General features: G+C 62.2%; 8 protein-coding genes. 3 read left to right on the top strand and 5 right to left on the bottom strand.

All coding sequences use genetic code 11. The features are described from left to right. The first annotated feature begins 62 nt into the window (after positions 1-62). The gene (locus QWZ03_RS05185; protein ID WP_290331766.1) at positions 63-1,067 is read left to right on the top strand and encodes a 2-dehydropantoate 2-reductase; all 1,005 of its coding nucleotides are present in this window, start codon (positions 63-65) and stop codon (positions 1,065-1,067) included. Here the strand turns inward: QWZ03_RS05185 and QWZ03_RS05180 are convergent. The 3 genes from QWZ03_RS05180 to QWZ03_RS05170 form a co-directional block, all read right to left on the bottom strand. Continuing rightward, the gene (locus tag QWZ03_RS05180; RefSeq protein ID WP_290331765.1) at positions 1,064-1,741 is read right to left on the bottom strand and encodes an alpha/beta hydrolase; all 678 of its coding nucleotides are present in this window, start codon (positions 1,739-1,741) and stop codon (positions 1,064-1,066) included. The genes QWZ03_RS05185 and QWZ03_RS05180 overlap by 4 nt on opposite strands. Then, positions 1,738-2,322, bottom strand: a complete 585-nt coding sequence (locus tag QWZ03_RS05175) for a DNA-3-methyladenine glycosylase I (protein ID WP_290331764.1) — start codon at positions 2,320-2,322, stop codon at positions 1,738-1,740. Before QWZ03_RS05175 ends, QWZ03_RS05180 begins: the two co-directional genes overlap by 4 nt. A 152-nt stretch (positions 2,323-2,474) precedes the next feature. After that, positions 2,475-5,756, bottom strand: a complete 3,282-nt coding sequence (locus QWZ03_RS05170) for a S41 family peptidase (protein WP_290331763.1) — start codon at positions 5,754-5,756, stop codon at positions 2,475-2,477. A gap of 65 nt (positions 5,757-5,821) precedes the next feature. Here QWZ03_RS05170 and QWZ03_RS05165 point away from each other — a divergent pair, with 65 nt between their 5' ends. Further along, complete coding sequence (locus QWZ03_RS05165; RefSeq protein ID WP_290331762.1) at positions 5,822-6,967, top strand: ADP-ribosylglycohydrolase family protein; 1,146 nt, start codon at positions 5,822-5,824, stop codon at positions 6,965-6,967. A gap of 209 nt (positions 6,968-7,176) precedes the next feature. Then, positions 7,177-7,899 (top strand): substrate-binding periplasmic protein, encoded by a 723-nt coding sequence (locus QWZ03_RS05160; protein ID WP_290331761.1) that lies wholly within the window; start codon positions 7,177-7,179, stop codon positions 7,897-7,899. A 26-nt stretch (positions 7,900-7,925) separates the two neighbouring features. Here QWZ03_RS05160 and hrpA read toward each other — a convergent pair whose 3' ends face one another. Both hrpA and QWZ03_RS05150 read right to left on the bottom strand, forming a co-directional pair. After that, complete coding sequence (hrpA, locus tag QWZ03_RS05155) at positions 7,926-11,963, bottom strand: ATP-dependent RNA helicase HrpA (protein ID WP_290331760.1); 4,038 nt, start codon at positions 11,961-11,963, stop codon at positions 7,926-7,928. Positions 11,964-12,067: 104 nt separating this feature from the next. After that, positions 12,068-12,826 carry an ATP-grasp domain-containing protein gene (locus tag QWZ03_RS05150; RefSeq protein WP_290331759.1) on the bottom strand — a complete coding sequence of 253 codons (759 nt, stop codon included), beginning with the start codon at positions 12,824-12,826 and terminating at the stop codon, positions 12,068-12,070. Positions 12,827-12,856: the final 30 nt, after the last annotated feature.

The raw sequence follows: 12,856 nt of genomic DNA, 5'->3' as shown, positions 1-12,856 counted from the left end.
GCTGCCAACCATACCCAGCGTCGTGCTCTGTTTGCGGCCTTACTACCTTGGAGTATCCCACTGTGTCCTTGCCTGTTGCTCCCCATATCGTGATCGCAGGTGCCGGCAGTGTGGGCTGCTATGTGGGTGCCTGCCTGGCGCTGGATGGACGTAAGGTGACTTTCCTGCTGCGCCCCGTCATGGCCGCACAGTTGCAGGCGTATGGCCTGCGGGTGACGGACTACCAGGGGCGTAGCCGGCAGTTGGCCGCAGCTGCCTTGAAGCTGTCTAGCGACCCTGGCGTCCTGGCTGAGGCGGATATCGTGCTGGTGACCGTGAAGAGTGCGGCAAGCCCGACGATTGCAGCGGAGATTGCCAGGCACGCCCGGCCTGGGGCTGTCGTGGTCAGCCTGCAGAATGGTGTAGGGAATGCCGAGCTACTGGCGCAGGCTTTGCCGGACCAGCAGGTGCTGGCGGGCATGGTGCCATTCAATGTGCTTCAGCAGGGCGAAGGGCGCTTTCACCGGGGGAGTGAAGGCGAGCTGGCGATTGCCGCCGCCCTGCCTGGCCTGGCTGAGTTATTGGCCTGCGAGGGCCTGGCATGCCGGGCTCATGCCGACATGGCTGCGGTGCAGTGGGGCAAGCTGCTGCTTAACCTGAACAACGCGCTTAACGCTCTGGCGGGGGTACCCTTGCGGGAGCAGCTACAGGAGCATGCCTGGCGGCGCTTGCTGGCAGGCATGATGGATGAAGCACTGCATGCCATGAAACGGGCGGGGATACGGCCGGCCAAGGTCAGCCGGGTTCCGTCCTGGCTTATCCCCCACTTGCTGCGCTTGCCTACGCCCTTGTTCCGCCGTGTGGCGGCTTCCATGCTGACCATAGACCCGCTGGCTCGCTCCTCCATGTGGGAAGACCTGCAACAACGCCGGATAACCGAGGTGGCGTATCTGCAAGGCGCGGTGGTGGCGCTGGCAACCAGCCAAGGCATCAGAGCGCCCTGGTGCGAGCGGGTGATGGCGGCTATCCACGCGGCCGAGCAGGCGGGCGAGGGCTCGCCTCGCCTGTCCCCGCGCGCCTTGGCCTAGTTGGTGGCTGCCATCCTGGCTTTCAGCCACAGCCCAATCGCCACAATTTCTTCCATGCAGACCGAGTGTGGCATGCGATAGCTGTGCCATTCGGTGGGATGGCCGCCAGTGCCGACCTGCTTGGCGGCCGCTTCGCCCAGGGCATAGGGCACGATGGGGTCCTGTATGCCATGGGCTGCAAATACCGGCGTGGCCTGATTGGCAGGGCTGCTCTCGTTGTCCAGCAAGGATTGGGAAGGGATGTAGGTGGAGAGGGCAATGATGCCGGCCAGCCTGTCGGGGTGGGTGAGGCCGACGCTATAGGCCATGGCGCCACCTTGCGAGAAGCCGGCCAGGATGATGCGCTCGCTGGGTATGCCGCGCTGGTTTTCGCGCTCGATCAGGGCCTGGATGGCGCTACGGTTCTGGCGTATGCCGGCCTCGTCCACCCGGCGGCTGATCGAATCGAGTTCCAGGATGTCATACCAAGCACGCATGACGTAGCCGTTGTTGCAGGTCACCGGAATCATGGGTGCGTGGGGAAACACAAACCGCACGGCAGCCTCGTCCAGCCCCAGTTCGGGCACGATGGAGACAAAATCGTTGCCGTCTGCACCCAAGCCATGCATCCAGATGACAGCCCACTGGGGATTAGGTCGGGTTTCGATTTCTATGGCGTCGAGCAGTTGGCTCATCGGGCAAGTCCTTTGACGATGTGATAGCGAAAGCAGGTGGTGGCATGGTCGTTGACCATGCCTATGGCCTGCATATAGGCGTAGATGATGGTGGAGCCGACAAACTTGAAGCCACGCTTGGACAGATCCTTGGATATCCGGTCTGACAAAGGCGTATGCGCTGGGGCGTGCTGGTAGCTGTCGTAACTGTTTTGCAAGGGTTGGCCATCGACATAGGCCCACAGCAGGGTATCGAGGCTTAACCCGGCGGCCTGCAGCTGTAGCCAGGCTCGGGCGTTGCTGATGGCGGCAGCCACTTTGAGGCGGTTGCGCACGATGCCCGGATTCGCCAGCAGTTCAGCGACTTTGGCGTCATCGTACAGGGCAATCCTGCTGGCATCCCAGCCATCGAAGGCGGCATGGTAGTTGTCCCGCTTGTTCAGTATGGTCTCCCACGATAGCCCCGCCTGTGCGCCTTCCAGGTTCAGCATCTCGAACAGCGTACGCTCGTCGTGACAGGGTACGCCCCATTCCTCGTCGTGATAGGCGAGGTAGCGGGGATTCCTGGGGTTGGCCCAGCCACAGCGACAGGGTTCGGTCATGATGGTCTTGGCAATCGGTGAGGGAGGAGGCGCATGATAAAACGCCACCCCGTCCCAGGGAATGGGGTGGGGTGGCGGTTAAGAGCCTGTTCACGATTTTTTCACCCCGGCGAAAAGATAGTAAACAGGCCCTAGGGTGCCTGATGCAGTAATCAGGGCTTTAGTGGCGGGATGGCGCCGGCTTTCAGCGGCTTGATCGGCTCGCTGGCCAGTTTTTGCCTGAGGTAGTTGATGGCGGTCTCCAACTGCTTGTCCTCACCCTTGAAGGTGGCGTGCGGTGGATTATCGACCTCGATATCAGGCTGTACGCCCACGCCTTCAACCAGCCAGCTACCGTCTACGCCGAATTGCGCATTCTCGGCCACCCGGGCGATGCCCTCATCGGCCAGGGTGTTGCGATCGGACAACCAGACACCGGCACCGCTGGTACGGGTACCGATCAGCGGTCCCAGCTTGAGAGCCTGTACGCCGGCTGCAAAGGTCTCGCCATCGGAGTAGGTCAGGGCATCGGTCAGCACCACCAGGTGGCCACGGAAGGCCTGCTGCATATTGCCATACGGCGTAACGCCAGGCGGCGCCCAGAAGGCCCAGACCCGGCGCAGCAGTTTTTCGATGACCCAGCTATCGATATTGCCGCCATTGTTACGGCGGACGTCGATGATCAGGCCATCGCGCTCGTACTGTGCATAGAATTCGCGCACAAAACTGGCCATATCGCCGGCACCCATGGCGCGCAGGTGCAAATAGCCCAGCTTGCCATTGCTGGCCTTCTCCACCGTTTCCTTGCGGGTTTGTTCCCAGTCGTTGTAGCGCAGTGCAGCCTGCTGTCTGGCATCGACAGGGGTGACGATCACGCGGCGCACTGCTGCATTGCCGCGACGAACTTCCAGCAGCACCTGCTGCCCAGCCTGGTTGCGCAGCAAATCGGAGAAGTCCCGCGTCTCGGCGCTGTTCCTGCCGTTGACGGCGACGATGATATCGCCTTCGCGTATATCCACGCCGGGCGCCTGCAGGGGTGAGCGTTCGCTGGGCAGTTCGGCCTCGGTACGGTAGATATGAGCCACCTCCCAGCCATTGGCCACACGTTCCATCACCGCGCCCAGACCAGCGGCATTGGCGCCGTCACTGGCACGACGCATATCGCCACCGCCAACCTGCGAGTGCAGCGAGCCTAATTCGCCGATCAACTGGGCCAGCACGTCATCGAGTTCGCTGCGGTCCGTGACGCGCTCGACCAGCGGGGCGAACTTCTTGCGACTGGCAACCCAGTCTACGCCACGCATCTGGCGGTCGTAGAGCGAGTCGCGATGCATGCGCCAGGCGTCGTTGTACATCTGCCGCCATTCCTCGCGCGGGTCTATACGCAAGCTCCAGTCACCCAGGCGTACGCCAGATTTGCTCAAATCACCCGGCGCCTTGGGGCCGGCATCGACAATGAACATTTCGGGGTTGTCGTTGTTGCCCTTGCGATACCAGAGCTTCTTGCCGTCTTGCGACAGGGCGAAGCTATTGATGTCGGCGGCAAATACCTCGGGCTTGGGGCCGTTGTTGTCGATGGCCAGCGTCTTCAGGTCGTTACGGCTGCCCTCGGCCTCCAGCAGGTAGAGCCGCTTGCCGTCCACGGCCAGGTCGCGGTAGTTGGCCGGTGCGACTGGAACCTCATACAGGCGGTCGGCCAGGCCTTCGTACTGAATGGCGGGCTGGCTTGGTTTGGCTTCCTTGCCCTCGGCGGGCTTGCTGGCGGCTTTGTCGGCAGGCTTGTCGTCACTGCCGGGCTTGGCGGCCTGCAATTCGTCCTTGGCCTGGAAGGGGAAGCGGTTGCCTGCCTGCAGGGCCAGTGCGTAAACCTTGGTGCGGCGATCAAAATAGGCGCCGGTATTGCGGTCGCCCCAGGGGCCGCGATTGGTCGCCTGGAAATTTCTATCCGACAGGAACCACAGCCAGCGACCATCCGGGCTGAAAGCGGGGGCCTGGCTGTTGTACTTGTCGCTGCTGAGCCAATGCATGCGGCGGCTCTCCAGGCTGTACAGGCCAACCTGGTTCATTTGTCGCGCATTGGTGCCACGCACCAGGGCGATGCTGCGGCTATCCGGGGCCCAGCTGATGTCGCTATGCTCGTCGACACCATCACGGCCGGCGTCATCGATGAGTTCGTTCTTTCGGGTCGCCAGGTCCAGCAGCCAGAGGCGGCCCTGCTTATCGTTGTGCAGCAGCCATTTGCCATCGGGCGAGGGATAGATGCCAAAGCGCTGGGTATTGCCGTCGCTGGTCAACGCACTGCCGCCATCGCTGCCGTCGGCAGGAAAGCGCCAGATCTCGTGTTCACCCGTGCTGTCGGCAATGGCGTAGACCCAGCGGCCATCGGGGCTGAGGGTGGCTTCGCGCAGGCGGGCACCGGCAGGTTGCTGTATATCGATGCGGCGCAGCAGGCCCGTACTGGCCAAGGTTGTACGGCCACGGGCGGTCACGACTACACGCTCGCCATCGGGTGACAGTATCGTGCTGCTGGCATAGCGCAGGGGTTTGTCCAGCCAGCGCGGGCGCATCTGGTCGAAGTCGGAGACCAGATTGATGTCCAGGGCCTCATCGCGGCGGCTGGCGATATCCAGCAGGCGCAAGTCGGCACCCAGCTGGTAGACCACGCGGCCGCTGTCCAGGCTGGCGCTGCGGATGTCGAATTCGGCGTGGCGAGTCAGCTGCTGCAACTCGGTGCCATCGGGCTTCATGCTCCAGAGATTGTCGCGGCCATCGCTGTCGCTGATCAGCACCAGCCGGCCGTTCCACCACATGGGGCGGCGCAGGTTGCGATTGGCGGGGCCGATGCGCTCGGCCTCCTTGCCGTTTTTCAGGCTGAAGCGCCACAGTTGAGACAGCGCGCCACCCCGATAGTGGCGGGCATTGTCACCGCTGCTGGTGAGGCCAAAACGGACGAAATAGACATACTCGCCCTTGTCATCGAGCACGGCGTCATTGGCATCGGCCAAGGGTAATACACGCTTGTCGCCGGTATTGGGGTTGACCAGCGTAACGACGCGCAGGGACGAGGGGCCGCTGCTGTGCTGGGCGGTGTAGAGCACCTCCCCCTGGGCGGTCCAGCCCAAGGTGGTGGCGCGGGTATTTTCGAAGCTCAGACGCCGGGGCTGGCCGCCGGCCAGGGGCATCAGGTAGACCTCGGTGGCGCCCTCGTAATTGGCCGAGAAGGCGACCCACTTGCCATCGGGGGAGAGGGCTGGCCGGGTTTCTTCGGCAGCATGGCTGGTCAGTCGGCGGGCATTGCCGCCGCTGACATTGCTGGCCCAAATGTCACCCTCGGCGGTGAACACCACGGTATTGGCCTGCAGGGCCGGAAACCGGAAATAGCCATTGCTGGCGGCCAGGGCCGGCACGGTGGCCAGCAAGCCGGCAAGCGCCAGCGAGATGCGCGACAACTGCATTGCTGCTCTCCCTTTTATCGATATCTGGTAACAACGCGGCGCATGGTACACGGCCTGTATGGGCCATGACCAAGACCTGCGACGGTTTGTTGTTTGGCGGGATGAATGGTGGCGGCTATGCTGAATATAATCTGCTCGCAGAGGGTGTTGCCATGCAACAGCGCCGTGAACAAGCCCTGGCCGGCTGCCTGCTGGGTGGTGCGATAGGTGATGCCCTGGGCCTGGCCTATGAGGGCCTGAGTCCGCGCCGCCTGGCCAGGCTGAGTCCAGGGCCGCTCCGCTTCCGGGTTTTTCCTGGGCTGGCGCTGGTATCGGACGATACTGAGCATGCGGCACTGACAGCGCAGGCCTTGCTCAGGAGCCGGGGAGATACAAACCGGTTTGAGCGGGTGTTGGCCTGGCGCCTGCGCCTCTGGATAGCCGCGCTGCCCGCAGGGGTAGGCTGGGCAACCGGGCGCGCTTTGTGGAAGCTCTGGCTGGGCATACCACCGGGCCGTAATGGTGTTCACTCTGCCGGCAATGGGCCGGCCATGCGTGCTGCCATACTCGGCGTCTATCTGGCGCGACAACCCCACGCACTGGCCGAGCATCTCGCCCGCAGCACCCGCCTGACCCATACCGATGTACGGGCTGAAGCGGGGGCGCATTGCATTGCGCTGGCCGCGGCCCAAGCCAGCCAGGGCAGTAGCGACCCGCTGCAACTGGCACATCTGCTGGCACCCGTGCTAGAGCAGGATGGCGAAGGCATGGCGGATTTCAGGATGCTGATGCGCGCCATGTTCGAAAGTGTCGCCAAGGGTGAACGTACCCAGGCTTTCTGCGCCGCGCAGGGCTGGCAACGGGGCGTGCTCGGCTATGTGGTTCATACCGTGGCGGCAGCACTGCATGCCTGGCTCTCGCACCCGCAGGATCTGGATGCGGCGCTGGAAGACATTATCCGCAGTGGCGGTGATGTAGACAGTACCGCTGCACTGGTCGGCGGGTTGGTGGGTGCCGGTGTGGGCGTACAGGGCCTGCCGCCTGCGCGCTGTGCCGCTTTGCGCGATTGGCCCTGGAACCAGCAGCGCCTGTCCAGATTGGCGATTGCGCTGGCGCGCGGTGGCCGTGAAGGCAGCCTCTATCCTTGTTGGCCATTGGCATTGCTACGGAATCTGCTGTTCCTGCTGCTGGTATTGGGCCACGGCTTGCGCCGCCTCCTGCCGCCCTACTGAGCGTCTGTCATGAACCCCCATCATGGATGGATGAATGACGGATGGGGGGAGGCGCCAGTACAGCCTGAATCAGCAGGCGCCCACCGGATCGATTCCCTCTCCTGCCCTTGTCAGGTCTCGGCCTGCTGGGCGCGTGAGCTTGCCGCTGCAGGCTGAAGCCGACTATATATTTGATGGGATCCTGATCATCTGTCACACGGAGAGCGTCAATGAAAATGCGCATCGCAATGGTCTTGGGACTGGCCCTTTGTGGCCAAGCCTGGGCTGCAGAAGTCAAAGTGGCGGTGGGCCTGTCGTTGCCGCCGTATGTGATACAGGAGCAGAACAAAGGCATGGAGCTGGATGTGGTGGCGCAGGCCTTGGCCGCAGCCGGGCATACTATCAAGCCTGTCTACCTGCCTTTTGCCCGCGTGCCGGTGGCCATGCAGGATGGTTCGGTGGATGCGGCAATCACGGTGAATGAGTCATCGGGCATCAAGGCGGCTTTTTCTGACTCACACATCGTCTATCAGAACTTTGCCGTGAGCCTGAGCAAGAATGGCTACAAGATAGGCAGCGTGGATGAACTGGGTAAGTACTCGGTCGCCGCCTTCCAGAACGCCACGGTGTACCTGGGTGATAAGTTCAAGGCCATGGCGGCTGCCAACAAGCGCTATGGCGAGCATGCACAGCAGGTAAAGCAGAACATGTTGCTGTTCACTGGCCGGGCTGACGTGGTGGTGGGCGACAGGAACATCTTCCAATACTTCAACGCCGCCGCCAAGAAAGAGGGGGTGGATACCAGCCAGCCGGTGACCTACCACGAGCTGTTTCCACCTACCCCCTACAAGGTTGCTTTCCGTGATGCGGCACTACGTGACAGCTTCAATGCCGCCTTGAAGAAGATGCGGGCGGATGGAAGTTACGAGGCCATCATGAAGAAGTACCAGTAATGTGGGTACCGGACTTGCGCCCAATACTATTGCTTGATCAGGTCTTCCCAGATCTTGTTGAGCCGCTTCACCGATACCGGGTAGGGGGTACGCAGCTCCTGGGCGAACAGGCCTACCCGTAATTCCTCCAGCATCCAGCGGAATGGCGCCAGCGGGGCCGGATCGCGGCCCAGCTTGCGCCATTTTTCCTGTTCACTTTCCCAGCGCGCCCACAGCACGGCAAGTTCTTCGCCACGCTGGGCATCACGCGCCTGATTGGCGTTGTATTTTTCCAGCCGCAACTTGATGGCCTTGAGATAGCGGGGCAGATGGGGCAATTGCTCCCATGGCGTCGCAGCCAGAAAGCCCTTGTAGACCAGGCGTGATAGCTGCTGCTTCAGCTCGCTTTGCAGCCGTACCGGCTTGCTCAGCAGAGCCTGCAACTGCTGCTGGTCGGTGGCGACCTCTTGCAGCACCCGATATGCGGCATCGCGTACGGCTGGCAGGCGTGTCTTGGCGCGTTGCTTCTGGTTGTCGAACTCCTTCTTGCTGCGCGGCAGCGCATCGTCGCCGATAAAGGCGCGGTCGCAGACGCAGGCCACCAGGTCGTCCATCAGGCTGTCAGAATCTGCCATGCTGCGTAACAGCAGCGCTGTCTGGGTAAAGTTGGCAAAACACTTGGGCAGTTGCTTGACCTGCTCCTTCAGCTCCAGCTGCATCAGCCTCACCACACCGGCACGATGAGCCTGTTCGGCCGCGGCTTCGGTATCGTACAGCCGTATGGCACAGGCGGCCTCGTGGGGTACCAGCGCGGGGTAGCCCGTCAGCTTGGCGCCATGGCGCTCAAAGGTCAGCTTGCCGGGCAGGTCGCCAAAGTCCCAGCTGCTGATATTGTCCTTCTCCACTGCCGGGCCATGGGTTGACGGTTTAATCGGCTCGTCCGGGGCGGCGGCCTTGCCCTTGCCTGGCTTGGTGGCTGGTGTCGCCGGTGTGGCAGCCACCTCGCGGAAGGTCATCTGCGCCGCCTCGCCCAGCTGGGTGCGCAATGCCACCAGATCACGGCCAATGGCCAGTTCCTGGCCGGCGTCATCGACTACCCGGATGTTCATGCGCAGATGCCCTGGCAGGTCATCCTGATCAAATTCATCGATGCTGACGGGCTGGCCTATGCCCCTGCCTACTGCATGTGCCAGCTGCGGCAACAAGGGCGCGCGATGGTCGGCCTTGTCCAGCGTCACCATTGCGCGGGTTACGAACTCGGGTACCGGCACGCACAGGCGACGTATGCTCTTGGGTAGCGATTTCACCAGATGGGTGATCTTCTCGCGTATCAGGCCTGGCACCAGCCAGTCGAATGCAGCGCCATTGACCTTGTTCAGCAGGTGCAGGGGCAGTTGCACGGTCACGCCATCCAGCGGATGCCCGGGCTCGAAGCGGTACGCCAGTGGTAGTACCACCCCATCCAGTACCAGGGTGGGCGGGAACTGCTGCTCGGTTATGCTCTCGCCAGCATGGCGCATCAGGTCGTCGCGGCTGAGGAACAGCAGTTGCGGCTGCTCCTTCTCGGCCTGTTTGCGCCAGGCATCGAAGCCCTGGCCATTGACGATGTCTGCCGGAATACGCTGGTCGTAGAAGTCGAACAGCACCTGCTCGTCAACCAGCACGTCCTGGCGGCGGGCTTTGTGCTCCAGTTCCTCGATCTCGCTGATCAGCTTCTCGTTATGCTGCCAGAAGGCCGCGCGGGTGTTGAAGCGACGCCCGGCCAGGCCCTCCTTGATCATGATTTCGCGTGCTTCGACCGGGTTGACGCTGCCATAGTGCACCTTGCGCCTGGCCACTACTGGGAGGCCATAGAGCGTGACGCGTTCGCTGGCTACCACCTGGGCCATGCCTTCTTCCCAATGCGGTTCGAAGTAATCGCGGTTGACCAGGTGGTTGGCCAGTTTTTCCAGCCATTCCGGCTGGATGGCCGCCACGCAGCGGGCATAGAGTTTGGTGGTTTCAACCAACTCGGCGCTAACCACCCACTTGGGCCGCGCCTTCTTGAGCGCGCTGCCTGGAAAGACCGCGAACTTGATGCCACGGGCGCCCAGGTATTCGTCCTCGTCCGGCTGCTTCATGCCTATTTGGCCCAGCAAGCCGGTGCACAAGGCGCGGTGCAGTGCATCGTATTGTTGCTGTGCGGCCTGTGCACGCTCCTTTTCCGCCTTCTTGGGTAGCTCAGGCACACCGGCCTTGGCTGCTGCAGGGGCGGGGGCCGGTGCGGTACTGGCCTTCCAGCCCATGTCCTCGACGATATCGGCCAACTGTTTGTGTAGCTCGCGCCACTCACGCATGCGCAGATAGCTGAGGAAGTTGCTGTGGCACTCCTGCACCAGCAGGCGATTGGACTGCTTTTGCTTGAGCGCCTGCTCAAAGAAATGCCAGAGGTTGAGCAGGCTGACAAAGTCGGACTTGTCGTCGGCAAACTTGGCATGGGCCCGGTCGGCGGCATCGCGCGCCTCGAAGGGGCGATCACGCGGATCCTGTATGCTGAGCGCCGAAGCGATGATCAACAGCTCCGGCAGGCAGGCTTCATCGCGGCCTGCCAATAGCATGCGGCCTATCTTGGGGTCGATGGGCAGGCGGGCCAGTTCGTGGCCCAGGCGGGTCAGTACCCCTTGCTCATCCACCGCGCCCAGCTCGTGCAGCAGGGCGTAGCCATCGGCGATCAGGCGGCCTGAGGGTGCTTCCAGAAACGGGAAATCCTCCACCTTGCCCAGGCGCAGGGCCTGCATGCGCAGGATGACGGCGGCTAGGGAGGAGCGCAGAATTTCCGGGTCGGTAAAGGCGGGGCGGGCGTTGAAATCCTTCTCTGCGTAAAGGCGTACACAGACACCGGCGGCTACCCGGCCGCAACGACCGGCGCGCTGGCGTGCGCTGGCTTGGGAGATCTTCTCTATCTGCAGCTGCTCCACCTTGGCGCGCGGCGAATAGCGGTTCATCCTGGCGAGGCCGGAGTCGATCACATATTTGATGCCAGGCACCGTCAGTGATGTCTCCGCCACATTGGTGGACAGCACCACGCGCCGGCCGTTGCTGGGCCTGAAGACCTTTTGCTGATCCTCGACCGACAGGCGTGCAAACAGTGGGACGATTTCGGCGCCCATGATCTTGGCACGGCGGAGTTCTTCGGCTGTTTCCCGTATCTCGCGCTCGCCGGGCAGGAACACCAGCACATCGCCCGCCCCATCGTGGCGCCACAGCTCCTGCACGGCATCGACCACGGCTTCTTCCATCTCCAGGTCGGCGTCATCTTCATCCTTGCTGCGCAGCTCCTTGTAGCGGACTTCCACCGGATAGGTGCGGCCGGACACCTCGATTACCGGTGCGCCGTCAAAATGCTGGCTGAAACGGTCGGCATCGATGGTGGCAGAGGTGACGATGACCTTGAGATCGGGCCGGCGGGGCAGCAACTGCTTGAGAAAACCCAGCAGGAAATCGATATTGAGTGAACGCTCATGCGCCTCGTCGACGATGATGGTGTCGTACTGGCTGAGATAGCGGTCGGTCTGGGTTTCGGCCAGCAGGATGCCGTCCGTCATCAGCTTGATCAGGCTGAGCTCGGAGGACTTGTCGGTAAAGCGCACCTTGTAGCCTACGGTGTCGCCGATCTCGGTCTTGAGCTCCTGTGCGATACGGGTGGCCACGGTACGCGCTGCCAGGCGGCGTGGCTGGGTATGGCCGATCAGGCCGGCTACGCCCCGTCCCAGCTCCAGGCATATCTTGGGTAGCTGGGTGGTCTTGCCGGAGCCGGTTTCTCCACAGACGATGACCACCTGGTGGCTAGCGATGGCTGCCCGCAGCTCGTCCCGTCGCTGATTGACCGGCAGGAAGTCGTCAAACTCGGGCTTGGGTAGCCGCGCCAGGCGGGCCGCATACTTGGCCTGTGATAGTGCGATGGCCTGGTTCAGCTCGGTTTCCTGCTTGTCGACAGGCTGCTTTTGCTTGCTGCGCTCACGCAGGTTGCGCGCCTTCTGGCGCAAGCCGTGGTGATCGCGGAGCAGGCAGGTTTGTAAGGCGAGGTCGAGCTGGGCAGGAAACATGGATACACAAGGTTATTCAAGCAAGTCGCGATTTTAGCGGGGTTCGCTGCTTGCTGCCTTGCTGAAAGCAAAAGGTCTGATGTCGGCTGCCACAGCCTGGTGGACTATTCCACGGCTTTACAACTTTGCCGGGACTGGGAGGCGCATCGGATTACTGCGAGTGCCCGGACCGGATCGCAACCGTAAATGCCGGCGCCCCATGCAGCATTGAGCTCTATGCATGCCCACCCACGCCCCTGGATGTAACCCACATCGACGACGATAGCTTCGGGTAGAGGCACCGACATGTCTAGCAGCAACTCAGCCATGAAGTGTTCCAGGGCTAGCTGCTCTTCGGTCGTGGTTTGATAGCCCAACTCATCCTGTAGCTCACCTAGGCGAGCGTATATGGAATAGGTATGGAGTTGTCTGTTCAGGACAAAACACCGGAACTCACTTTCCCAGGTGACTACTTCGGAGACCAGTACCGACATTTCCCCTGGCAGATCGCTGGGCAAGTCAGCGCCGGTATAGACCTTGGCAACAAAGCTCTTGTCGTTAGGGGGCTTGATGAACGCAGGCTCGGTTCGATCTCTGGCGACACCCAGGGAGGTCACGGTTATCTGACGTTTTCGATAGCGGTCTGGCAGCCCAACCAGCCAGTCCTCAGGCGGATTCAACAGCGTCACGCCCATTTGCTCGGCCAGTGTCGGGCCAAACAAGGCTTCCAGGTAAAGCACGGGCTCGAATAAAGACAGGTAGGTCTCGGGGATACGCCAACTGCTTAGGCGCTCAACATGCCAGCCCAGTTGGTTGGCCGCTCGCCAGAGCGCTTGCGCGTCTTCAGTGTAGCGAGGGGTGAGTATCAAGGTGGGCTGGCTCATGCTTTGGCGCTGTTGCTGGTTGGAGGGATG

This window comes from Chitinimonas viridis, assembly GCF_030409555.1.
Taxonomy (GTDB): domain Bacteria; phylum Pseudomonadota; class Gammaproteobacteria; order Burkholderiales; family Chitinimonadaceae; genus Chitinimonas; species Chitinimonas viridis.
Note: the sequence above shows the minus strand (reverse complement) of the source record. Positions and strands in the feature narration are given on the sequence as shown.

Bases quoted from the DNA above. Each gene is read 5' to 3' on its own strand.
- QWZ03_RS05180 (WP_290331765.1), bottom strand. From the start codon at position 1,741: ATGAGCCAACTGCTCGACGCCATAGAAATCGAAACCCGACCTAATCCC.
- QWZ03_RS05175 (WP_290331764.1), bottom strand. From the start codon at position 2,322: ATGACCGAACCCTGTCGCTGTGGCTGGGCCAACCCCAGGAATCCCCGC.
- QWZ03_RS05170 (WP_290331763.1), bottom strand. From the start codon at position 5,756: ATGCAGTTGTCGCGCATCTCGCTGGCGCTTGCCGGCTTGCTGGCCACC.
- QWZ03_RS05165 (WP_290331762.1), top strand. From the start codon at position 5,822: ATGACCAAGACCTGCGACGGTTTGTTGTTTGGCGGGATGAATGGTGGC.
- QWZ03_RS05160 (WP_290331761.1), top strand. From the start codon at position 7,177: ATGAAAATGCGCATCGCAATGGTCTTGGGACTGGCCCTTTGTGGCCAA.
- hrpA (WP_290331760.1), bottom strand. From the start codon at position 11,963: ATGTTTCCTGCCCAGCTCGACCTCGCCTTACAAACCTGCCTGCTCCGC.
- QWZ03_RS05150 (WP_290331759.1), bottom strand. From the start codon at position 12,826: ATGAGCCAGCCCACCTTGATACTCACCCCTCGCTACACTGAAGACGCG.